The following is a 23140-nucleotide window of genomic DNA, read 5'->3' as shown; positions in this document are numbered from 1 at the left end:
CTACGGTATCCGCTTTGTTTCGTGTGTGTTACAGGAGCCGGGCGACAGAGCGTCATGTTGCGCTCGGTAGGCTGGGGGAGTGACGGATGCTGTGAACACGTACCCCGGTGAGCGACTCGGACTCCCCGAATCCGGATCCAGGAGCATCGCTCGCCCCGGTCGTCGCATCGGCGCCCTCGTGATCGACTACGTCGCGGCGACGATCATCGCCACCGGTTTCCTCGGATACGATCAGTTCGCCCTCCCGACAGAGGCCGGACTCACCCAGTTCGCACCGATGCTGGTGTTCGCCGTGCTGCAGATCCTCTTCATTCCGACCGCTGGTGGCAGCCCGGGTCACCGCATCCTCGGAATGCGTCTGGTGCGTCTCGACGGCAGCTGGATCGGGCTGTGGCGTCCTATCGTTCGCACGCTGCTTCTCGTCGTCGTCGTGCCTGCGGTCATCTGGGACACCGATCAGCGAGGCCTCCACGACAAGGTGGTCGGCACGGTGCTGATCCGCACCTGAGGCTCGTGCTCAGTCCCGGCCGCGGTTGCGCCGACGGGCTTCCCGCGGAGCTCGTCCGCCGAGGAAGGAGCGCGCAGGATCGACGACGTAGCCGCGACGCAGTGCCTCGCGGCCGATGAGCATCCGGAAGCCCATCTCGTCGCGGTTGTTCAGCGTGACCTCCGCCAGCACCTCGCGGTCGACGAGACGGATCAGCAGCTCCACCACGAGTCGCTCCTGGGCATGTCCTGAGGAACTACGGACCGCGCGCCGATCGTGGACCGGGCACTCGACGACCACGGCATCCTCCTGGCTGTCCTGCCAGGGCTTGACCTTGAAGCGGACCCAGGGCTGATCGTCCTGCACGAACTCCACGATGTCGAACGCGTGCAGCGATGAGGTGCGCGCACCGGTGTCGATCTTCGCCTTTATCCAGTCGACTCCGAGATCGGGCAGGCTCACCCATTCTCGCCACCCCGTAAGGGTGTTTGAATGGGGGGTAGTCCTACTCACCTGATACATCCTGGCAGGAAATCCCCCGTGAAGATCGCAGTGCTCTCCCGCGCGCCGCAGGCGTACTCCACTCAGCGACTGCGTGCGGCTGCGCTTCAGCGCGGTCACAACGTCAGGGTGCTCAACACCCTGCGCTTCGCGATCGATCTGACCGCAGATGAACCCGACCTCCACTATCGGGGGCGCCAGCTCAGCGACTACGACGCGATCCTCCCGCGCATCGGCAACTCGATCACGTACTTCGGTACGGCGGTGGTGCGTCAGTTCGAGCAGATGGACGTCTACACGCCGAACACCGCGAATGGAATCTCCAGCGCTCGTGACAAGCTGCGCGCGAACCAGATCCTCTCCCGCCACAACATCGCGATGCCGCCGACCGCGTTCGTGCGCAACCGCGCCGACGTCCGTCCCGCGATCGAGCGCGTCGGCGGAGCGCCTGTCGTCATCAAGCTGCTGGAAGGTACTCAGGGGATCGGCGTCATCCTCGCGCCGCAGGTGAAGGTGGCCGAGGCGATCATCGAGACGCTGCATTCCACCAAGCAGAACGTGCTCATCCAGAAGTTCATCTCGGAGAGCCGTGGACGTGACATCCGCGCCCTGGTCGTCGGTGACCGCGTCGTCGCCGCCATGCGACGTTCCGCGGCCGGAGACGAGTTCCGATCGAACGTGCACCGCGGTGGATCGGTGGAGGCTGTAGAGCTTGACCCTGTGTACGAGCGCGCAGCCGTGCGCTCCGCCCAGATCATGGGGCTGCGGGTGGCCGGCGTCGACATGCTCGAGGGTGACGAGGGGCCTCTGGTGATGGAAGTGAACTCCTCGCCGGGACTGCAGGGCATCGAGACTGCGACGAAGCTCGACGTCGCCGGCGCCATCATCGACTACATCGCAGGTCAGGTGGCGTTCCCGGAGATCGATGTCAGGCAGCGTCTGACGGTCTCGACGGGTTACGGCGTCGCAGAGCTGATGGTGCACGGAGCGGTCGACCTGGTCGGAAAGACATTGGGTGAGGCGGGGCTCTGGGAACGGGACATCACCGTGCTCACGCTGCACCGCGGCGTCAGCGTGATCCCGAACCCCCGCAAGCACGTCGTCCTCGAGGCCGACGATCGGTTGTTCTGCTTCGGCAAGCTCGACGAGATGCGCTCGATGGTCCCCGAACGCCGTCGGCGTCGCGCGAAGGTCCGCCGGCTACCGCGCCAGCCTCTCTCAGAGTGAAAGAGAACGCGGCCGCCCTCGAAAGAGGACGGCCGCGTTCTTCGTTTCAGCGGAGACGGGAGCTCAACGAGGACGCTGAGAGCGCACCTTCGTCGGGTCGATGCCCTTCGGGATCGGCAATGACGACAGCGACTGCGACACCGAGTCCACGCGGCGGATGACAGCGGCCATCGTGGCCTTGTCGATCGCCTTCGGAAGCTTCTTGATCGTCTTCGATAGATCGGCGATCGCGACCTCGTCGTCACCGTGTCCGACGTAGAGGACGGTGACCGGGACGCCATGTGCGACGCGCTGGGCCTTGCTGCGCTCTTCGTTGACGAGACGGGTCAGCCGCCCGCGGGCACCCTCGCCCACGACGACGATGCCGCCGCGGCCGATGGTGCGGTACACGGCCTCCTGCGTCTTCGGGTTGATGCCGACGGGTGTCTCGGATGCCTGCCAGCTGCGGCCGAGGCTGGTGCTGAGCACGTGCCCGGTCGCGCCGGGCATGCCGTCGATCTTCGAGTACATGGCGGACGTCGACAACCGCGTCATGAGGAACAGAGCGCCGAGGACACCCAGCATCAGGCCGGTGATGCCCCAGAGGACGAGCGTCCACACCTGGAAAGGGGGAATCAGATACCCGGCGACGAGGCCGAGAAGCACACCACCGACGAGGATCGCAGCCTGTGCCCAGGGGAGCCAGGCGTACGCCTCACGAGTGAACCGGAAGAGGGACTTGATCTGGGAGAAGAACCCAGGACGCTTTTCGGGTTCAGGAGCACGCTTTGCCATGGGCACCAGCCTACCGAGTCTGCGGGCTCGGTGATGTCGGCGTTCGCGCGAAGCGGAGTGACAGTGACCTCACTTGTTCTGCACATCAGGGGTGTCGGCGACAATCCATCCCGATGGCGCCAGAATCAGCGGCCGCGCGTCCCCGTTGCGCTGTGATGGGGGAATGGCAGACATCGAGATCGCGGAGAGACGGGGGACGCCACTCATACCGGGTGCGCATCGGGTGATCAGGGCGATCGACGCGACCGAGGGCCCGTTCGCGGGGACGCTCGTGACCCAGGGGGAAGGGGTGGTGGTGAGGGTCGATGCGGTCGCGCTCAGCGGATGGGTGGGATGGCGGTTCTCGGGCGCTGAACACGTTGCTGCACCTCTCGATGTCAGTCGACGCCAGGGAGGTCACGATGCGCTGCTTCCGTGGTGCACGGACCGGGTGCTGGGGTTCCTCGGTCGTCGGACAGCGGCAGGAGGGGGCTTGGCGTCCGGGGAGTGCAGCACGGTCGTGGTCAGTCTTCTGCGTGGTCTCGATGAGCTGGGGGAGGGCGCAGAAGGTGTGCGCACCGGAGTGTGGTGGCTCACCGATGGTGGCCGCCCCGTGTTCGTCCTCGGGCACGGGTCCGATGCCAGGACGGGGGTCGTGGAGATCATCCAGCAGCTGAGCGAGCTCAGCACCGACAAAGTGCTGCGACGTGCGCTGGGAGTGATCGAGGAGGGGCTGGGCAAGACCCTCGCGCAGCCGCGTCTTCCGCGCAAGCTCACCGAGGTCTGGGAGCAGGAGTTGCTGAGCGTCGCCGCCCCGCAACCGCTGCAGCGAGGAGCCCCCGCCCCTGAGCGTGCGAGGGACGTTGCGCGGACGATGACTTCGCGTGAACTCGTCGTGCCCCCGCGCGAGCTTCGCCTGCGAGCGGATCGATCCCGCAGGAGGGAGGCACGGATCGTGAACAGGGTCGGGGGCGTTCGCAGCGCCGCACGCACTTTGGTCGGGGTGATTCAACCGCGGCTCGAGTCCGTGCGGCGCATCCGTTCCGCGCGAAGCACGCCGATGGCTAAGGCGACAGGGGGCAACGAGCCGCGGGGACACCTCCGACGACGTTCGTTGCTCGTCGCGGGAGCCGCCGCAGCACTGGTGCTCGCCGGCGGGTTGCTCTGGCCGAATGGCGACGCGCCAGGCAAGGCTTCGGATGAGGCTGGGGGAGCCTCATCCGAGGGGCCGGCGCCGACTCCCGATGAGACGCAAGCTCCGGGAACACCGGCAGCTAGCGAGGCCCCCGATGAAGACGACGGTAGTGGGCTCCCGTCGGCGGCAGTCGAAGACCCGGCGGCGGCCGCGCCCGCGCTTCTGAAGACGATCGCGGATTGTCGAGCTCAGGGGGACAGTTCGTGCACTGACGCGGTGGCGGGGGATTCAGAGGGTGTGGTGGAAGCTCTTCGCGGGGTGGAGCCGGCGCCATCGTCAGCGGAACTGGTCGATGCCTACGGTGATGTGGCGGTGATCCGACTCGGCACGGATGCCGGCGGTGGCGATGCGGTGGAGGAGAGCAGACGAGCTTCCGCGCAGATGATCGTCGTACTCATCCGGACCGAAGAGAAATGGCTGGTCCGCGACGTCTATGACGTCGCGGACCAGCCAGGATGACTTCTTGCGATCAGGCGCCGAGCTGAGCGGCGAACTGAGCCGCCTCGAGTCGAGACTTGATGGCACCGAGGAACCGGGCCGCGTCGGCGCCGTCGATGATCCGGTGGTCGTAGGAGAGGGCGAGGTACACGTACGAACGGATGGCGATCGCATCTGCACCCCCGACCTTCACAAGGCCCGGACGCTTGACGACCGTGCCGGTGCCGAGAATCGCGGACTGCGGAAGGAAGACGACCGGAGTGTCGAACAGCGCGCCACGTGAACCCGTGTTGGTCAGCGTGAAAGTACCACCGGCGAGCTCGTCGGGCTTCAGCTTGTTGTCGCGGGTGCGTGCAGCGAGATCGGCGATCTCGTGTGCGATCTGAGCGATGCTCTTCGAAGCAGCGTCACGCAGAACCGGGGTGAGCAGGCCGCGCTCCGTGTCGACAGCGATCGAGACATTCTCGCTGGCCGGGTAGACGATGTTCTCACCGTCGACGGTGGCGTTGACGATGGGGAACGCCTGCAGGGCCTCAGCGGTGGCGAGTGCGAAGAACGGCAGGAACGACAGCTTGTCGCCCGTCTTCTCCAGGAACGATGCCTTCACGCTGTCGCGGTAGTCAGCGACAGCCGTGACATCGACCTCGACGACCGTGGTCAGCTGAGCAGTCTGCTGCATCGACTCGACGGCACGCTTGGCGAGAACCTTGCGCAGACGCGACATCGGCTGCGTGGTCCCGCGAAGAGGCGAGACTTCGAGCGGAGCAGGTGCGGCTGCGGTAGCAGCGGGTGCTGCCGACGCGGTCTCTGCTGCCTTGAGGACGTCTTCCTTGCGGATGCGGCCTCCGACGCCGGTTCCGGTGACAGAAGCCAGGTCGACGCCCTGCTGTGCAGCCAGACGACGCACCAGCGGCGTCACATACAGGTTGTCGCTTTCGGTCGGCAGCGTGAGCTTCGATGCGGCCGGAGCCGATGCAGCCGCCGGCGCGGGTGCGGGCGCCGCCGCAGCGGGAGCAGGTGCAGCGGGAGCAGGTGCAGCGGCCGGAGCCGGGGCGGCGGCCGGAGCCGGGGCGGCGGCAGGAGCCGCGGGGGCCTCAGCAGCCGGTGCGGCTGCGGGAGCAGCACCGGAGCCGACGCGCGCGAGCACAGCACCGACGGCGACTGTCTCATCTTCGCCGGCGACGATCTCCTGCAGTACACCGGCAACCGGCGACGGGATCTCGGTGTCGACCTTGTCGGTGGAGATCTCCAGAATCGCTTCATCTACTGCGATGCTGTCGCCGACCTGCTTCAGCCAGCGGGTCACGGTGCCCTCGGTGACGCTCTCACCCAGCTCGGGAAGAACGATGTCGGTCGCATCGCCTGCGGGCGCAGCCTCGGCGGCGGGAGCCGGTGCTTCTGCTGCCGGGGCAGGAGCGGGGGCCGCGGGGGCGGGCTCGGTGGGTGCCTCTTCTGCTGCGGGTGCAGCGGCAGCCGGAGCATCCGTTGCCGGAGCCGGAGCGCTGCCATCGCCGATGCGCGCGAGGAGGGCGCCGACCTCGACGGTCTCGTCTTCGGATACGAGGATCTCCTCGATCACACCGGAAACGGGGGAGGGGATCTCGGTGTCGACCTTGTCGGTCGAGATCTCGAGCAGGCCCTCGTCCGCCTGCACGGTGTCTCCCACCTGCTTGAGCCAGCGGGTGACCGTACCCTCTGTGACGCTCTCGCCGAGAGCGGGGAGGACGACGGATGTGCTCATGACTGAGTCTCCTTCAGGAAGTTGTATGACGCTTGTCTAGCTTAGTGACTCGGGCACCGGTTGGTGCTCAGAGGGCGTGCAGGGGCTTGCCGGCCAGGGCGAGGAAGGCCTCGCCGAGGGCCTCGCTCTGTGTCGGGTGAGCATGGATCAGGGGAGCGATGTCCTCGGGGTGAGCCTCCCACGCGACCGCGAGCTGCCCTTCGGTGATGAGCTCGCCGACACGATCGCCGAGCAGATGCACACCGATGACGGGGCCGTCCTTGAGGCGGACGACCTTGACGAGTCCGCCCGTCCCGATGATCTCGCTCTTGCCGTTCCCGGCGAGGTTGTACTCGTAGGCGACGATCGCGTCGGCGCCGTGCTCGGCGGTCGCAGCTTCCTCGGTCACGCCGACAGAGGCGACCTCGGGGCTCGAGTACGTGACCTTGGGGATCTGCACGTCCGGGATGTTGGCCGGAGACAACCCGGCGATCCGCTCGGCGACGGCGATGCCCTGCTGGAATCCGCGGTGGGCGAGCTGGAGGCCGGGGACGATGTCGCCGACAGCCCAGACGCCGGGAACTCCGGTGCGCAGATCTTCGTCGACGGTCACGAAGCCCCGGTCGAGGGTCACGCCGGCCTCTTCGAAGCCGAGGTCGGCCGTGACCGGCCCGCGCCCGACGGCGACGAGGAGATAGTCGGCCGTGAATTCCTTGCCGTCTTCGAGTGTGACGGTGACGGACGAGTCGTCCTGAACCGCGCTCTGGAAGCGGATGCCGAGGGAGTACTGGATGCCGCGACGGCGGAAGGCTCGCTCCAGGCCCTTGCTGAGGGCGATGTCTTCGTTGGGCACGAGGTGCGGCAGTGCCTCGATGATCGTGACCTCGGAGCCGAACGAGCGCCAGACGCTGGCGAACTCCACGCCGATCACACCGCCACCGAGGATGAGGACACGCTCGGGAACCACGTCGAGGGCGAGTGCCTGCTCGCTCGTGAGAATCCGACCGCCGATGTCGAGGCCGGGAAGCGACCGGCTGTAGGAACCGGTCGCGAGTACGACGTCGGCACCGACGTACACGTCGTCGCCGACGGTGATGCTGTGGTCCGGGTTCAGTCGTCCGAGACCTGCGACGGTAGTGATGCCACGGGCTTTGACGAGCCCTTCGAGACCCTTGAACTTCTTGGCGACGATGCCTTCGCGGTAGGCGCGGACGCCGGCGGGGTCGATGCCTTCCAGCGTGGCGCTCACACCGACGGACGCGGCGTCACGCACATGCTCAGCGACCTCCGCCGCGTGCAGCAGCGCCTTGGTCGGGATGCACCCGCGGTGCAGGCAGGTGCCGCCGACCTTGTCCTTCTCGATCAGCGCGACCGACTTGCCGAGCTCACTCGCGCGCAACGCTGCGGCATAGCCGCCGCTGCCGCCGCCCAGGACGACGATGTCGAAGGTGTGGGTTGTCATATGTCATGCCTCCGTGTGGGATGCTGCGGCGAAGGCGATGATCGATCGGACCATCGCCCCGGTGGGGCCCTTCTCAGTGAAGCCGTAAGGGGCGCCGGCGTGCTCGCCGGATCCCGCGATGTCGAGGTGCACCCAGGGGATGCGGGGGGCGTCCTCGGCGTCCGATGTGCGCCCGACGAAGCGGCGCAGGAACAGGCCGGCGTACGAGGCGCCGCCCATCCGGTCTCCCATGTTCGCGTTCTGCAGATCGGCGATGGGGGACTCGAGCGACTCCTCCATGTACTCCGGCAGCGGCATGTGCCAGGCGGGCTCGTCGACCTGCGCGGTCGCGGAGATGAACGAGGAGACCGTCTCGACGTCGCCGAAGACACCGGTGTGCCGGTGGCCGAGTGCGGCGACGATGGCGCCCGTGAGGGTTGCCACGTCGATGATGACGTCAGGGTGTTCGCGGCTCGCGGCGACCAGGCCGTCGGCCAGGACCAGCCGACCCTCGGCATCGGTGTTGTTGACCTCGACGGTCGTGCCGTCGAGGATGCGGATGACGTCGCCGGGGCGCAGTGCCCGACCCGAGGGCATGTTGTCGGTGATGCAGAGCCATGCCGTCACGTGGACCGGGAGGCCGAGCGTGGCGATCGCGCGGACCGCGGCGAGCGAGGTCGCAGCTCCTGCCATGTCGAACTTCATGCCGACCATCGATGCGGCGGGCTTCAGCGACAGACCGCCGGTGTCGAAAGTGATGCCCTTGCCGACCAGTGCGATGTGTCGCGTGGCATCGGCGGGGGAGTAGTCCAGGCGCACCAGCCGCGGCGGGCGGTCAGAGCCCTGCCCGACGCCGAGGATGCCACCGAAGCCCTTTTCTGCCAGGGCGGTCTCATCGAGGATCTCGACCGTGACGTCGAGGTCGGCGACGCTGTCGGCCGCACTCTGCGCTAGCTGTGCGGGGCTCTGCCACTCGGCGGGGACATTCACGAGGTCCTTGATGAGCGCGACCGCGTCACCGATGACCTGGGCGTACTCGGCGTCCTCGTCGTCGAGTACGGCGTGCAAGGTGATCGCGGTGGCGCGCGTCTTGCCCTTCTCGGTCCGGTATCCGTCGAACTTGTGTCCACCGAGCACAGCGCCCTCGGCCGCTGCCGAGGCGAAGGACTCGAGACCCTCGGCAAGAGCGACCGCGACGTGCTCGAAGCCGGTGAGCGTTCGCAGCGCCGCTCCGGTCGCGTTGCGCACCGCCGCCGCATCCGGCTTGTCGCCGGCACCGACGACCGCGAAAGGCAGCGACGTCACCTCCGGCGCATACACGCGGGTGAACGATCCCGGCGAACCGGTGAAGCCGACACCGGCCAACGCATCGGCGAGGCCGGGATAGGCCGTCAGCGATTCCGCCGAATCGGGAAGAGCGGCGACGACGAGCACTGCGGCATCTGCAGCGCTTCCGGGGAACTGATCAGTGGTGTGCGAGAGCACGGGAAGCGTCATGTCTCCATCCTAGGATCTCCGCCGCAGCGAGGTCGCGCGCCCTCCGTGTGCGTGTTCGCTCTCAGCATGAAGCACCGGGCCCCGGTATCCGGACCTGCTCGTAGCATGGACACATGCCCTTCTCCGGTGAGATCCACGAACGCGTCGCGAACGCGCCCGCAGTGCCGCATGGCCTGCCGCTGGTGCTGCTGCTCACCGGCTTCACGGATGCGGGCAGCGCGGTGTCCGGCCTCATCGACCACCTTCGTGAGACGGCGTCGCCGGAGCCTGTCGTCGTGTTCGAGAACGACGCGCTGCTCGACTACCGCGCACGCCGCCCCGTGATCTCGTTCGATCAGGACCATCTCACCGAGTTCAAGCCGCCGAGGCTCGAGCTGTCGCTCGCGACGGATGCGCTCGGGCGCCCGTTCCTCCTTCTCGCCGGCTACGAGCCGGACTTCGCCTGGGACCTCTTCGCGAGCACCGTCCTCGCATTGGCCAGCGAGTTCGAGGTCTCCGGCCTGCACTGGGTGCACTCGATCGCGATGCCTGTTCCCCACACCCGCCCGATCGGTACCACCGTCAGCGGCAACCGCCGCGAACTCACGGTCGCGCACTCGGTCTGGCGGCCGCGCACCCAGGTGCCGGCGACCGCCGGCCATCTGCTCGAGTTCCGCTTCGTCGAGCGAGGCGACCGTGCGGTCGGCTTCGTCCTGCTGGTCCCGCACTACCTCGCCGAGACCGAGAATCCTGATGCCGTCATCGCCGCAGCCGAACGTCTGATGGCGTCGACGGGCCTGGTGCTGATGCTCGATGCCGTCCAGGAGCGTCGGGAAGACTATCTGAAGCGCGTCGACGAGCAGGTGGCGGGAAACGACGAGCTGCAGCAGATGGTGCACAACCTCGAGCGCCGTTATGACGCCTACATGGCGGGGCGCAATCCTGACGATGACTCCTACGACGAGGGTGGCTTCAGCGAGCGCGACCTTCCCAGCGCCGACGAACTGGCCGCTGAGCTGGAGCGCTATCTGGCGTCACGGCCCTCTGGCGATGAGGACAAGCCGGGCCGCGGCTGAGACCGATTCAGGAGAACTTCGACGGAATGCGTCCGCATCGCCACACGTGTGCGATACTAGGACTCTGACCCGTTGTCAATCAGTGTTTTCGAGCGCTGGACTTGACAAGGGTCTTACTAGTGTCCGAAATGTCCCGGGGCTACACAGCAGCTCCGTGAAAGGCGAAACGTGACTCCTGCCACGACGAAGAACACCCGGACGAAGAAGGCTGCCGAAGAGACGACCGCCGACGCTTCGGCCGAGGTCGAAGCTACCGAGAAGCCTGCGCCCCTGAGCGCGGCCAAGCGCGCCGCCGCGAAGCGTGCCCCCGTCAAGAAGAAGAAGTCCGAGGACGTCGTCGAAGAAGACGAGGCTCCTGTTGCTGGCGCTACCGACGACAGCGACGACGACGACGAAGACTCCAAGCCGAAGTTCACCGAGCCGCTGCCGACCGGCGCGATCGTCATCTCCTCGAACGATGACGAAGATGTCCCGGTCTACTCGACGCAGATCACCGGCGCGACGGCCGACCCGGTCAAGGACTACCTGAAGCAGATCGGAAAGGTCGCGCTGCTGAACGCGGCCGAAGAGGTCGAGCTCGCGATGCGCATCGAGGCAGGTCTCTTCGCCGAGGAGAAGCTGTCCGCGATGAGTGCAGCGGAGAAGACAGGCCAGCTCGGCCTCGACCTGCAGTGGGTCGCCCGTGACGGTCAGCGCGCCAAGAGCCACCTGCTCGGTGCGAACCTGCGACTGGTCGTCTCGCTCGCGAAGCGCTACACCGGCCGTGGAATGCAGTTCCTGGACCTGATCCAGGAGGGCAACCTCGGTCTCATCCGCGCGGTCGAGAAGTTCGACTACACCAAGGGCTTCAAGTTCTCGACGTACGCCACCTGGTGGATCCGTCAGGCCATCACCCGCGCCATGGCCGACCAGGCCCGCACGATCCGTATCCCGGTGCACATGGTCGAGGTCATCAACAAGCTCGCCCGCGTGCAGCGGCAGATGCTGCAGGACCTCGGTCGCGAACCCACTCCGGAAGAGCTCAGCCGTGAGCTCGACATGACGCCGGAGAAGGTCGTCGAGGTGCAGAAGTACGGCCGCGAGCCCATCTCGCTGCACACGCCGCTCGGCGAAGACGGAGACAGCGAGTTCGGTGACCTCATCGAGGACACCGAGGCCGTGGTTCCCGCCGACGCAGTCGGCTTCACCATGCTGCAGCGTCAGCTCGAGCAGCTGCTCGACTCGCTCTCCGAGCGTGAGGCCGGCGTGATCCGGATGCGCTTCGGACTCGGCGACGGCCAGCCCAAGACCCTCGACCAGATCGGTGACACGTTCGGCGTGACGCGTGAGCGCATTCGCCAGATCGAGTCGAAGACCATGGCGAAGCTGCGTCACCCGAGCCGCTCGCAGTCCCTGCGGGACTACCTCGAATGAGCCAGGAGAACGGCACCGCGAACGACGGCAAGGCGCTCGAGGCGAGCGTCGACGGCAAGAGCTATGCGCGTATTCCGCTGCGTACCCGAGTCGTCATGCCCGAAGACGATCTCGATGCGATCATCACCGAGTACGCGAAGGATCACGTGCAGCCGGGCGACCTGCTGTTCGTGACCGAGAAGATCGTCGCGATCACGCAGGGACGCTCGTACCGTCTCGATGAGATCAAGCCCCGCAAGCTCGCGCTGTTCCTTTCGAAGTACGTCACCCGCACGCCCTACGGCATCGGGCTCGGCATGCCGGAGACGATGGAGATGGCGCTGCGTGAATGCGGTACGCCACGCATCCTGTTCGCTTCAGCGGTCGCAGCGGTCACCAAGGCGTTCGGTCGTCGCGGTGACTTCTACCGCATCGCGGGCGACAAGGCGCGAGCGATCGACGGTCCCACTAAGCACACCATCCCGCCTTACAACGAGGCGGTCGTGCTCGGACCGAAGGATCCCGACGGTGTCGCCGCACGCGTGAAGGCCCTTGTCGGCGGTCAGGCTGAGGTCGCCGTGGTCGACATCAACGACCTCGGCGGCAACATCCTCGGATCGACGCTCGACAAGGACGGCGAACGTCGCCTGGTCAAGATCCTCGGCGACAACCCGCTCGGTCAGGGCCTGGAGTCCACGCCGCTCGGCATCGTGCGCGAGATCTGACCCGCGAGAACTCATGAAGAAGGCCCCGGATGCTGCGCATCCGGGGCCTTCTCGTTGTCTCAGAAGCCGATGGCCTCGCGGTAGCGCGGCTTGTGGCCGGTGCGGATGCCGGTGACGCTGGGCTTGTTCTCATACACGCCGGCGCCCCAGTTGCCTTCGACCAGTACCGGTCCGTCCGGAGAGACGACGATGTCCCAGCCGACGTACTGCACCTGCGGCACGACGCGAGCGACCTTGTCGATGAATGCGCGCACCTCGTCCATGTACGGCAGCTGGAAGTCGGCGATGCGGAAGCCGGAATCGGGATGCGTCTCATGTACGTGTCCGTGCGAGTCGTAGCCGGCGCCCACGGCGTGTCCGTTCTCGTCGAGCATCGTGTAGAAGCCGCCGAACGTCATCTGATCGCTCACTGCGCCGCGGCCGAACTTCTGCGCCATGGCGAGGATGTGGGCTTTCTCGCCGTCGAAGAATGCGGTGATGCGAGTGGTGTTCACGGTGCCGGGGCACACGGCCGCAAGCGCATCGTGCTGGCGGATCACCTCTTCGATGAGCAGTTCGCCTCGAGTCAGGAGCCCGCGGTGGAACTCGTCCCAGTCGGTGATGTCGGCGGCGTGGTAGCGGTGCACGCCGGTGCCGGCCTGTCCCACCGGCTCCTTCGTGACGATCGTGCCCAGGCGCTGCGTGAGCTCGCGCACAGCATCCGCGTTGCCCGCTTCGACGACCATCCACTCGCGATGCAGGTACTCGGAGAACTGCTTGTCGAACTCGACCTTGTCCTGGAAGATCCAGCGGTAGTCCGGGTGGTCGTACCGCTGCGAGAGCTGGTTCGAGACCGGATGCGTCATGTAGGTCTCACGCTCGGACCTGGTCAGGATGGCGAAGTCGTAGTCGATGTAGTCCTGGAATCCGACGTTGTGACGCGCGGCGGACCAGAGCATGTCGACGACGATGGCCGGGACAGCCTTGTGGTGCTGCTCAGATGCCTCTTTGGCACGTTCCACCACCGATCCGACATCGATACGGCGGGCACGTCCCAGCAGATAGCGGATGCGGGGCGCGAGGGAAAGACGAGACATGAGGCTCCAGGGTCGGGGTCTCCACCAGTCTACGGGGGCCACGGCGGCTGACCTGGGAGGCGGAAGCTAGGGTGGAACACGTGTGTGAGACGACTTCCAGCTCCCTGCCGCGCGCGATGATCTCGCGCTCCGCCCTGGCTGCGGGAGCCACGGCGGCCGTGCTCGGGGGTGGTCGAATCGCCGATCTCCGCCGCGACGCGTGGGGTCACGGTGTTCTCGCCGTCGCTCAGGTGGTTGCCGCTGCCGGTGCTGACCGGGTGCTCGTCGACGCGCAAGGAGAGGTCGAAGCGCTAAAGCTCGAAGGAATCCACGGTGTCACCACCGGTGTGCCCGATATCGATCCGATGCTCCTCTACGGCCTCCCTGATGACGCAGGCACGCTCATCACGCGACCGGTGATGCGCCTGACCGGCAGTGTCCTCTCGACGAAGCGCCTGCGGCCGGGCGATGCGGTCTCCTACGGATACACCTATCGTGCCGCGGAGGCGACCACGGTGGCCCTCGTGACCGGGGGATATGCGCAGGGGATCGTGCGGGCACTCGGCAATCGCGCCGATGTGGAAGTCGGCGGCATCGCCAGGCCCATCGTCGGGCGGGTTGCCATGGACGTCTGCGTGGTGGACCTCCAGGGTGAGGATGCAGAGGTCGGGGCGGCGGTCACGTACTTCGGCGGCGAAGGTCCCTTGGCGGCAGGTATCACGCGCTGGGCCGCGGTGACCGGGATGGACTCCGCGGAGCTCGTCGCCGTCGCCGGAGCACACGCCGTACGGGGGTGGGAAGCATGACGCGCCCCGAGCTCCGCCTGAGCTCCGGCGCCCTCCGCGCGAACGTCGAGGCCGTGCGCGCACGTATCGCCCCGTCCGCCCTGATGCTCGTCCTCAAGGACGACGCATACGGACACGGACTCTCCTGGGCGGTCGAGACCGCGGTCGACTCGGGTGTCGAGTGGTTCGGCAGCTACGACATCCGCAGCGCGATAGCGGTTCGGAGAGTAGCCGGAGGCGATGTCAGGATCTTCGCCTGGGTGACGTCGACCGATGGGGAGATCGATGACGCTCTGCTGCAGAGGATCGATCTCGGCGTCGGCACGATCGAGTACCTGAGACGGATCATCGCGCGCGCAGAAGCTCTCGGCACGAGCGCCAGAGTGCACTTGAAGATCGACACGGGGCTGCACCGCAACGGCATCCTTCCCGAGGACTGGGTGTCAGCCGTGATCGAAGCGCGGCAGGCCGAGCGGGCAGGTCATCTCGACATCGAGGGCGTGTGGAGCCACATCGCCGAGGCGAGCGATGCGGACGACGATGTCGCTCAGACGGTCTTCCTCGATGCTGTCCGCGTCGTGGGGGAGTCCGGTACGACGCCTGCTGCGCTGCATCTGACTGCATCCGCTGCGTCGTGGTGGCGACCAGAGCTTCGCGGCACCATGTCTCGTATCGGCGCGTTCTGCTACGGCGTCCGTTCAGCCGACGGGCCTGAGCTCGAGGGCATCCGCCCGGCGGCGAGCCTCATCGCCACCGTCACAGACATCGCCGACAACGAGGCGACGATCGGTATCGGGAGTTTCGACGGACTCCCGTCGTCTTTGTCCGGCGCCGGCGTCGGTACGCCGGGCGGCAAGCGAGAACTCACGTCTATCGGTCACACGACCTCGGTCGTCCGCAGTTGGCCGGGCGCCCGTATCGGCGACGAAGTCGTCGTCTTCGGTGATGGAGCTCACGGCGAGGAATCGGCGACGACCCTCGCAGAGCGGATCGACACCGTTGGCGAGGAGATCCTCACCAGGCTCACATCACGCGTGCGTAGGGTCGTCGCCGACTGACCTCGGTCAGTCGACGGATCAGACCGTCTCGACGAGACGGGCGGTCTCGTCGTGCCAGCTGGTGGCGATGCTACGGAGCTTCTCTTCGTACTTGCGACCATGGTGGGCGCAGAACAGAAGCTCGGATCCGTTGACCTCAGCGGCGATGTACGCCTGAGCGCCGCATGAATCACAACGATCCATGGCGGTCAGGCGGAACTCGACGGTGGAGGTGTCACGTTCGGTCGTTGCGTTCATCTCGGCGCCTCCTCGGGTGTCGGCTTCGCTGGGGGATTTGGTCAATACAACCACGCTCCACCTGTACGCATGCCCGGTTTGCGGCGTGTTTCGCTCAGCGCGTACGGGGCCGCGGTCAACTGCACTCTCGCGGGGAGTGTCTGCGGAGCCGGAGGAGCTCACGAGATTAGACTCGGAGATTGTGAATGCCGAGTACTCCGCCCATCATCTCCAGGTGCTTGAAGGCCTTGAGGCCGTCCGCAAGCGCCCGGGAATGTACATCGGGTCGAACGGGTCGCCCGGGCTCATGCACTGCCTCTGGGAGATCATCGACAACTCCGTCGACGAGGCGGTCGCCGGGAACGGCACGAAGATCGACATCATCCTGCATGCGGACGGCAGCGTCGAGGTGCACGACCTCGGTCGCGGTATCCCCGTCGACGTCGAGCCGCGCACCGGTCTCACCGGCGTCGAGGTGGTCTACACGAAGCTGCACGCCGGCGGGAAGTTCGGTGGTGGCTCCTACGCGGCATCCGGTGGACTGCACGGTGTCGGCGCCTCGGTCGTGAACGCGCTCTCCGAGCGCCTCGATGTCGAGGTCGACCGCAACGGCAAGACCTACGCGATGTCGTTCCACCGCGGCGAGCCCGGCATCTTCGAAGACTCCGGCGAGAAGCGCCCGGATGCACCTTTCACACCGTTCCAGGAGAACAGCGAACTGCGGGTGATCGGCAAGGCGCCTCGTGGTGTCACCGGCACCCGAGTGCGCTACTGGGCGGACAAGCAGATCTTCACGAAGGATGCGGCCTTCCAGCTCGCCGATCTCGAGACGCGCGCAAGGCAGACGGCATTCCTCGTTCCGGGGCTCGAGATCGTCGTCGCCGACGAGCGCACCAACCGCCCGGTCACGCCGGACGCCGATGTCGCCGTGGACTCCGATTCAGAGGTTCTGCAGGCTGAAGGGTCGGTGACCTCCTATCTCTATGAGGGCGGCATCTCGGAGTTCGTCGACTATCTCGCCGTCGACCCTCCGGTCACCGACAACTGGCGCATCCAGGGCGAGGGGACGTTCAAGGAGACGGTTCCGGTCCTGCAGGCCGACGGACACATGATCGCCACCGAGGTGGAGCGTGTGTGTGCCGTGGACATCGCGCTGCGCTGGGGCACCGGGTACGACACCAAGGTCCGCTCGTTCGTCAACATCATCGCGACGCCCAAGGGCGGCACCCATCAGCAGGGCTTCGAGCAGGAGCTCCTCAAGGTGCTCCGCTCACAGGTCGAGCAGAATGCCCGCCGGCTGAAGGTCGGCAACGACAAGCTCGAGAAAGACGACGTCCTCGCCGGACTCACCGCCGTGCTCACGGTCAACGTGCCCGAACCGCAGTTCGAGGGGCAGACCAAAGAGGTTCTCGGTACGCCTGCCGTTCGGCAGATCGTCGCACAGGTGATCCGGAAGGACCTGGCCCAGCGGTTCAGTTCGACCAAACGCGACGACAAGAATCAGGCATCGCAGCTGCTGGACAAGATCGTCTCCGAGATGAAGGCCCGTGTCTCCGCGCGCGCCCACAAGGAGACACAGCGCCGCAAGAACGCACTGGAGTCCTCGACGCTTCCGACGAAGCTCGTCGACTGCCGTACGAACGAGGTCGAGCGCAGCGAGCTCTTCATCGTCGAGGGTGACTCGGCACTCGGCACCGCCAAGAACGCGCGCAACAGCGAGTTCCAGGCGCTGCTGCCGATCCGCGGGAAGATCCTCAACGTGCAGAAGGCCTCCGTCAGCGACATGCTGTCGAACACCGAGTGCGCGTCGATCATCCAGGTGATCGGCGCCGGCTCCGGACGGACATTCGACATCGACGCTGCCCGCTACGGCAAGATCATCCTCATGAGCGACGCCGACGTCGACGGCGCGCACATCCGCACGCTGCTGCTCACCCTGTTCTTCCGGTACATGCGTCCCCTGATCGAGCACGGCCGCGTGTTCGCGGCCGTCCCGCCGCTGCACCGGGTCATCGTGATGAACCCGGGTTCGAAGCCGAACGAGACGATCTACACCTACAGCGAGCAGGAGATGCACACGCTGCTGGCTAAGCTCCGCAAGGCCGGCAAGCGCTGGCACGAGCCGATCCAGCGCTACAAGGGTCTCGGCGAGATGGATGCCGAGCAGCTGGCGAACACGACCATGGATCGTTCCGGGCGTCTGCTGCGTCGGGTGCGCATGGAAGATGCAGAGGCCGCCGGCCGCGTGTTCGAGCTGCTCATGGGCAACGAGGTCGCTCCTCGTCGCGAGTTCATCATCGACTCTTCCGACCGGCTGTCGCGCGAGTCGATCGACGCCTGAGCCGAACCGGAGGCCGACGATGATCCGCGGCCTCCGGTTCGCTCAGACGAGAGTTCGCCCGATGCTGCCGATCACACCGTCGATGGGCTGACCGGATGCGTCACGTCGTGCTCCTGCCTCTGGCAGCTTGCGCACGGCTCCGGTCGGGTCGACGGCCTGCGGCGGATTCGGACCCACCCATGCGACGGTGAGCCGGTCCTCGCCCTTCAGGAACGAATGCGCGCGCACGCCGCCCGTGGCCCGGCCCTTGGCGGGGTATTCGGCGAAAGACGACACCTTCGCACGTCCCGGATCAGTGCCGGGCAGGATGCTCTCGCCGCCGGATACGGTCGCAACGACGGCCTCCGCCGTCGGATCGACCACGCCGAAGAAGAGCACCGATGCACCGGATCCGAGCTTGACGCCCGCCATGCCTCCTGCAGGTGCGCCTTGCGGACGCACTGACGATGCCGCGAAGTGCAGCAGCTGGGCGTCGGTCGTGACGAATACGAGTTCGGCGTCGTCCGGCGCCTCAGCCGCGCCGACGACGGTGTCGCCGGGCTTCATGCCGATGACCTCGAGGTCAGGACGCACGGGGAGAGTCGAGGGGACGATGCGCTTCACCGTGCCCTGCGCGGTGCCGAGCGCGATCGGCGTCTCGCTGTCGAAGCGCACGAACCCGACGATCCGCTCACCCTTGGTCGTGATGCCGAGGTAGTCACGCAGGGGTGTCCCCGCTGCGAGCTGCACCGACGTGGCCGGCACGGAGGGAAGGTCGACGGGGGAGAAGCGCACGACGCGTCCGAGGCTGGTGAGCGCGCCGAGCTCGGCGCGGACGGTGGTCTCCACCGTGGTCAGGATCGCGTCGTGCTTGCTGCGGCGCGCGGGGACAGTGAGCTCCTGGCCCTCGCCGAGATCGACGCGGACCGTGCGTCCTGTGGTCGAGAGCAAGAGCACCGTAGGTGCGTCCGCGATCTGCAGATCGACCGCGCCCTTCGTGGCGCGCGGCTTGGGCGGCGCAGCGTTCATCAGCAGCGTGCGCCGAGGGGTGCCATAAGCGTCTGCAGCGGCATCCAGTTCCTTGGCGACCTCGGCGCGGAGCAGCACGGGGCTGCCCAGGAGCTCTCGGAGGGCCGCGATCTCCGCCAGCAAGGCATCGCGCTCGGTCTCGAGCTCGATACGGGAGAACTTGGTCAGGCGGCGCAGTCGCAGTTCCAGGATGTACTCCGCCTGCAGCTCGCTCAGGTCGAAGACGGAACGCAGGCGCGAACGGGCCTGCTCGGAGTCGTCCGAGGAGCGGATGACCTGGATGACCTCGTCGATGTCGAGGATCGCGATGAGCAGGCCCTCGACGAGGTGCAGGCGCTCTTCGCGGCGCTTCAGCCGGTATCGGCTGCGACGCGTGATGACCTCGAGACGGTGGCCGACGTAGACGCTCAGCATCTCCTTGAGCCCGAGCGTGCGCGGCTGCCCTTCGACCAGGGCCACGTTGTTGATGCTGAAGGAGTCTTCCAGCGGAGTCAGTCGATAGAGCTGATCGAGGACCGCGTTCGGGTCGAACCCGGTCTTGATGCCGATCGCGACGCGAAGACCGTGGTTGCGGTCGGTGAGGTCGGTGACGTCGCTGATGCCCTGCAGCTTCTTCGACTGCACAGCATCACGGATCTTCTCGAGCAGGCGTTCGGGGCCGACCATGTACGGCAGCTCCGACACGATGATGCCGGTGCGTCGAGGGCCGAGGGGCTCGATCGACGTCTTCCCGCGGACCTTGAGGGCACCGCGCCCGTTGGTGTAGGCGTCTTTGACGCCGTCGAGGCCCATCAGGATGCCGCCGGAGGGGAAGTCCGGTCCCGGCACGAACTCCATCAGGTCCTCGGTCGTGGCATCCGGGTTCTCGAGGAGGTGAATGGCCGCGGCCACGACCTCGATGAGGTTGTGTGGCGCCATGTTGGTCGCCATGCCGACCGCGATCCCGCTCGCGCCGTTGACGAGAAGGTTCGGAAATGCGGCGGGCAGCACGGCCGGCTGCTGGAACTGACCGTCGTAGTTCGGGATGAAGTCGACGACGTCCTCATCGAGGTTCTCGGTGAGCGCGAGTGCCGCGGCGGCGAGTCGAGCTTCGGTGTACCTGGCAGCGGCTGGACCGTCGTCGAGGGATCCGAAGTTTCCGTGTCCGTCGACGAGGGGCACGCGAAGAGCCCATTCCTGCGCCAGGCGGACGAGGGCGTCGTAGATCGCGGAGTCGCCGTGGGGGTGGAGTTTACCCATCACCTCGCCGACGACGCGCGCGCTCTTGACGTGACCGCGATCGGGGCGCAGGCCCATCTCTGCCATCTGGTAAAGGATGCGACGCTGTACGGGCTTCAGGCCGTCGCGGGCGTCGGGCAGAGCGCGCGAGTAGATCACCGAATACGCGTACTCGAGGAACGAGCCCTGCATCTCTGTGGAGAGATCGATGTCCTGGATGCGCTCCTCGACAGGCTCGGGCGGCGGGGTTTTCGGCATGGACTTCCTGAGGGCGTACGGGAGCCTGTGTCAGACTGGCTCGGATGTCCCTCATGTTACCGTCCGCGTCGCCGAGCGCCCGGAGCGTCGTCGGGGTGGCGGACGACCTGTTCGCCGTGCTCCGCGGCGAATCCCCGGTGCTCCCTCGCGCGGAGTCCGTCGTCCTCGTCGTGATCGACGGCCTCGGTGCGATCAGTCTCCGCGGGCACACAGGGCACGCACGTGCCCTCACCGTCGGGATGACGAAGAAGGATGTCGCCCAGTCGGTGTTCCCTTCGACCACGGCGGCGGCGCTCACGAGCATCGTCACCGGAGTGTGGCCGGGCGAGCATGGTCTCGTCGGCTATCGGGTGCTCGATGCGAGCCGGGACCTCCTCGTCAACCAGCTCAGCGGCTGGGAGACCGACGGGATCGATCCGCTCACGTGGCAGTCGGCACCGACCATCTTCGAGCGGGCTGGCCACAGCGGTCATGCGAGTTTCGCGGTCGGCTTCGCCGGATACGCGCACAGCGGGTTCACCAAGGCAACGCTCCGCGGAGCGGAGTTCGTCGCGGCCACGACGGCGGGTTCACGCATCGAAGCCGCCTACGAGCTCGCCCACGCTCATCCTGGTTCGCTCGTCTACTGCTATCTCCCCGAAGTCGACAAGGCCGGCCATAAGCACGGCATCGCCTCTCGCGAGTGGGTCGCGGCACTTGAGGATGTCGACGCCGCGTTGTCGATGCGGGTGCCGCCCGGGGTCGGCGTGCTCGTCACGTCGGATCACGGCATGGTCGATGTGGCGCCGAATCGGCAGGTCGTCTTGGAGGAGGAGCATCTCGAAGGCATCCGCCATGTCGGTGGAGAGCCCCGGATGCTGCACGCGTACCTCGAACCCGATGCGGATACGGCCGCCGTCACGGCAAGGTTGCGGAGAGACCTGGAGGGTGTTGCCGACGTCGTCACCCGCGACGAAGCCGTGCGCGGCGGGCTTTTCGGTCCGACGGTCACCGCCGCGGCATCATCGCGGATCGGCGACGTTCTCGTGATCGCCCGTGGCACCTGGGCTGTCTACGACGGGACGGCGGCAGATCAGCGCGGGCGCGGCATGGTCGGCCAGCACGGTGCTTTCACACCTGAGGAGCGACAGGTTCCGCTGATCCGGCTCGGCGCGTTCGCTCGCTGAATCGCCGAGCCGACACGGTCACCCGCGAGTCACTCGTCGGTGCGGGCACCGAAGACGATCTCATCCCACGAGGGCATCGCGTTGCGGCGGCGCCGGCGACCGTTGGTGTCACCCGAATCTGAAGCGTTGGTCGCCTGAGGAGCGGGCGTCGGCGGTTCCGGCTCGTCGGCAGGCTGGTCGAAAGCCTCGAAGAGCGAGATCGGGCTCGGGTCGGAGCGCTCAGAGTCTTCGGTGTCATCGAGCAGCGGCGCGGTCTCTCGCTGGCCACGACGACGACGGAGCGCCTCGAGCAGATCGGCCGTCTCCGGGCTCGTCGTCTGTGCGGCGGGTGCGCGCTTGATCGCTGCATCCTGCGCGGCAGCGTCGGAGCGCTCGGGGAGGGATGGATCTTCGATCTCCGCGTCCGGCGCAGGCAGCAGGCGCGGGCCGAAAGCACCGGAGTCGAAGCGACTCTCGTCCTTGTACGGAGAGGTGATCCGGTCGGCATCCACTGCGCGCAGGCGGGGGATGAGGCCTTCAGGCAGGGAACCCTGCCGAGACAGTTGCGTGGCGTCGGCGTTGAGCGGCGACAGAGCGCTGCGGCGAGGATCGAAACTCCAGCGGGCATCGTGCTCGACGTCGTTGGCAGTGAACTCGAGCTTGATGGTCCAGCCGGAGTCCTCCTTCCAGCTCGCCCAGCGCTCCGACGTGGCCTCGATCTCGGCGAGCTTCGCGCGGACGGCGACGCCGAAGGTCGGCTGCGCGTCAGGCTCGACTTCGCTGCCGATGAGGACGGGAACCGCGAGCGCCTGCCCGATCACGTGCTCGCGCTCGGCGAGGACAGGCCCCTCGAAACGGGCGACGTCATCGACGCTGATGCCGAGCAGCTCGGCAACCTCGGGCGCGGTGAGACCGGCACGGATCTGCGCCTGGATATCGCGCGGGCTCGCGGCGAGTTTCTGCGCGGTCGGCTCGCTCTGGCGGGTCGCGCGACGGATCTCGCGCTGCAGCATGTCGTCGATGGGCAGCGCGAACCGCTCGCCCGACTCGGTCGCGAGTACGAGGACTCCTGCTTCTGTGCCGACGATGGTGACGTTTTCCATGCGAATGCCCCTCTGATGGGTGTCCGATCATGGTGTCACGCATGGGGCGTCGGGGCCGGGAATACCCTGGGCGTGCCGTGAGTTTGCTCTGTCGAACGGACAGCATTTGCGTTATCGCGTCCGGTCGTGCAAACTATGGCCGCCGATACCCGACGGCGCACCACCCACTCGCACCATGAAAGTGGAGATTTACCGCATGGCAACCGATTACGACGCCCCCCGAAAGAGCGAAGACGACTCCGAGTCGATCGAAGCCCTCAAGGAGCGTGTGCCGGACAAATCCTCCGGCTCTAGCGGGGACGAAGACTCCGACAACCCGTCGAGCTTCGACCTTCCGGGTGCCGACCTTTCCGACCTCGAGCTCGACGTCGTCGTGCTGCCAGCGCAGCAGGACGAATTCACGTGCATGAGCTGCTTCCTCGTGAAGCACCGCTCACAGCTCGACCACGAGGGCGCATCCGGGCCCATCTGCAAGGAGTGCGCTGCGTAAGCAGTCCTCCGAGCGACGTATCACGCGCCCCC

General features: G+C 66.8%; 20 protein-coding genes. 11 read left to right on the top strand and 9 right to left on the bottom strand.

The genetic code is table 11. The annotated features are described in order from the left end of the window. Positions 1–79: 79 nt before the first annotated feature. Positions 80–508 (top strand): RDD family protein, encoded by a 429-nt coding sequence (locus tag CQ040_RS02620; RefSeq protein WP_258131182.1) that lies wholly within the window; start codon positions 80–82, stop codon positions 506–508. A 9-nt stretch (positions 509–517) separates the two neighbouring features. Here the strand turns inward: CQ040_RS02620 and CQ040_RS02615 are convergent, their stop codons facing one another. After that, a complete protein-coding gene (locus CQ040_RS02615; protein WP_181156697.1) occupies positions 518–1009 on the bottom strand; it encodes a RimK/LysX family protein in 492 nt (163 codons plus the stop codon). A gap of 18 nt (positions 1010–1027) precedes the next feature. Between CQ040_RS02615 and CQ040_RS02610 the strand changes: the two genes are divergently transcribed. Beyond that, positions 1028–2215 (top strand): RimK family alpha-L-glutamate ligase, encoded by a 1188-nt coding sequence (locus tag CQ040_RS02610; RefSeq protein WP_105525911.1) that lies wholly within the window; start codon positions 1028–1030, stop codon positions 2213–2215. A 63-nt stretch (positions 2216–2278) separates the two neighbouring features. Here CQ040_RS02610 and CQ040_RS02605 read toward each other — a convergent pair whose 3' ends face one another. Then, positions 2279–2989 (bottom strand): DUF4191 family protein, encoded by a 711-nt coding sequence (locus tag CQ040_RS02605; protein ID WP_028501745.1) that lies wholly within the window; start codon positions 2987–2989, stop codon positions 2279–2281. 163 nt (positions 2990–3152) lie between these two features. Between CQ040_RS02605 and CQ040_RS02600 the strand changes: the two genes are divergently transcribed. Next, a complete protein-coding gene (locus CQ040_RS02600) occupies positions 3153–4622 on the top strand; it encodes a hypothetical protein (protein ID WP_105525912.1) in 1470 nt (489 codons plus the stop codon). A 10-nt stretch (positions 4623–4632) separates the two neighbouring features. Here CQ040_RS02600 and sucB read toward each other — a convergent pair whose 3' ends face one another. From sucB to CQ040_RS02585, 3 genes are all read right to left on the bottom strand, one after another. Beyond that, a complete protein-coding gene (gene sucB / locus CQ040_RS02595) occupies positions 4633–6342 on the bottom strand; it encodes a 2-oxoglutarate dehydrogenase, E2 component, dihydrolipoamide succinyltransferase (protein WP_105720484.1) in 1710 nt (569 codons plus the stop codon). A 67-nt stretch (positions 6343–6409) separates the two neighbouring features. Further along, entirely contained in the window at positions 6410–7783 is a 1374-nt protein-coding gene (lpdA, locus tag CQ040_RS02590; protein ID WP_105525273.1) for a dihydrolipoyl dehydrogenase, read from the bottom strand. Positions 7784–7786: 3 nt separating this feature from the next. Continuing rightward, positions 7787–9259 carry a leucyl aminopeptidase gene (locus CQ040_RS02585; RefSeq protein ID WP_105525274.1) on the bottom strand — a complete coding sequence of 491 codons (1473 nt, stop codon included), beginning with the start codon at positions 9257–9259 and terminating at the stop codon, positions 7787–7789. A gap of 113 nt (positions 9260–9372) precedes the next feature. Between CQ040_RS02585 and CQ040_RS02580 the strand changes: the two genes are divergently transcribed. The 3 genes from CQ040_RS02580 to CQ040_RS02570 all read left to right on the top strand — a co-directional run bounded on the left by CQ040_RS02580 (position 9373) and on the right by CQ040_RS02570 (position 12431). After that, a complete protein-coding gene (locus CQ040_RS02580) occupies positions 9373–10314 on the top strand; it encodes a proteasome assembly chaperone family protein (protein ID WP_028501750.1) in 942 nt (313 codons plus the stop codon). 168 nt (positions 10315–10482) lie between these two features. Beyond that, positions 10483–11727, top strand: a complete 1245-nt coding sequence (locus tag CQ040_RS02575; protein WP_028501751.1) for an RNA polymerase sigma factor — start codon at positions 10483–10485, stop codon at positions 11725–11727. Continuing rightward, positions 11724–12431 carry a coenzyme F420-0:L-glutamate ligase gene (locus tag CQ040_RS02570; RefSeq protein WP_028501752.1) on the top strand — a complete coding sequence of 236 codons (708 nt, stop codon included), beginning with the start codon at positions 11724–11726 and terminating at the stop codon, positions 12429–12431. Before CQ040_RS02575 ends, CQ040_RS02570 begins: the two co-directional genes overlap by 4 nt. 59 nt (positions 12432–12490) lie before the next feature. Here the strand turns inward: CQ040_RS02570 and CQ040_RS02565 are convergent, their stop codons facing one another. Further along, positions 12491–13507 carry a sugar-transfer associated ATP-grasp domain-containing protein gene (locus CQ040_RS02565; protein WP_105525275.1) on the bottom strand — a complete coding sequence of 339 codons (1017 nt, stop codon included), beginning with the start codon at positions 13505–13507 and terminating at the stop codon, positions 12491–12493. Positions 13508–13587: 80 nt separating this feature from the next. On the opposite strand from CQ040_RS02565, the gene CQ040_RS02560 reads away from it, so the two are divergent. Together CQ040_RS02560 and CQ040_RS02555 are read left to right on the top strand one after the other, a co-directional pair. Continuing rightward, entirely contained in the window at positions 13588–14292 is a 705-nt protein-coding gene (locus tag CQ040_RS02560) for an alanine racemase (protein WP_258131183.1), read from the top strand. Next, positions 14289–15329 (top strand): alanine racemase, encoded by a 1041-nt coding sequence (locus CQ040_RS02555; RefSeq protein WP_105525276.1) that lies wholly within the window; start codon positions 14289–14291, stop codon positions 15327–15329. The genes CQ040_RS02560 and CQ040_RS02555 overlap by 4 nt, the downstream gene beginning before the upstream one ends. Positions 15330–15347: 18 nt before the next feature. Here the strand turns inward: CQ040_RS02555 and CQ040_RS02550 are convergent, their stop codons facing one another. Next, the gene (locus CQ040_RS02550; protein WP_021200689.1) at positions 15348–15566 is read right to left on the bottom strand and encodes a hypothetical protein; all 219 of its coding nucleotides are present in this window, start codon (positions 15564–15566) and stop codon (positions 15348–15350) included. A 178-nt stretch (positions 15567–15744) separates the two neighbouring features. Between CQ040_RS02550 and CQ040_RS02545 the strand changes: the two genes are divergently transcribed. Further along, positions 15745–17886 carry a type IIA DNA topoisomerase subunit B gene (locus CQ040_RS02545; RefSeq protein ID WP_105525651.1) on the top strand — a complete coding sequence of 714 codons (2142 nt, stop codon included), beginning with the start codon at positions 15745–15747 and terminating at the stop codon, positions 17884–17886. A 42-nt stretch (positions 17887–17928) separates the two neighbouring features. Here the strand turns inward: CQ040_RS02545 and CQ040_RS02540 are convergent, their stop codons facing one another. Then, positions 17929–20370 carry a DNA topoisomerase (ATP-hydrolyzing) subunit A gene (locus CQ040_RS02540; protein ID WP_105525277.1) on the bottom strand — a complete coding sequence of 814 codons (2442 nt, stop codon included), beginning with the start codon at positions 20368–20370 and terminating at the stop codon, positions 17929–17931. A 44-nt stretch (positions 20371–20414) separates the two neighbouring features. On the opposite strand from CQ040_RS02540, the gene CQ040_RS02535 reads away from it, so the two are divergent. Further along, the gene (locus CQ040_RS02535) at positions 20415–21536 is read left to right on the top strand and encodes an alkaline phosphatase family protein (RefSeq protein ID WP_258131184.1); all 1122 of its coding nucleotides are present in this window, start codon (positions 20415–20417) and stop codon (positions 21534–21536) included. A gap of 29 nt (positions 21537–21565) precedes the next feature. On the opposite strand, the gene sepH is transcribed toward CQ040_RS02535, so the two are convergent. Continuing rightward, positions 21566–22618, bottom strand: coding sequence for a septation protein SepH (sepH, locus tag CQ040_RS02530; protein ID WP_105525279.1), 1053 nt, complete (start codon positions 22616–22618; stop codon positions 21566–21568). Positions 22619–22814: 196 nt separating this feature from the next. On the opposite strand from sepH, the gene CQ040_RS02525 reads away from it, so the two are divergent. Beyond that, positions 22815–23108 (top strand): DUF4193 domain-containing protein, encoded by a 294-nt coding sequence (locus CQ040_RS02525; protein WP_028501760.1) that lies wholly within the window; start codon positions 22815–22817, stop codon positions 23106–23108. The last annotated feature ends 32 nt before the right edge of the window (positions 23109–23140 follow it).

Source organism: Microbacterium sp. MYb54 (genome assembly GCF_002979515.1).
Classification (GTDB): Bacteria; Actinomycetota; Actinomycetes; order Actinomycetales; family Microbacteriaceae; genus Microbacterium.
The sequence above is the reverse complement of the archived record's forward strand: the minus strand, read 5'-3'. Positions and strand labels throughout refer to the sequence as shown.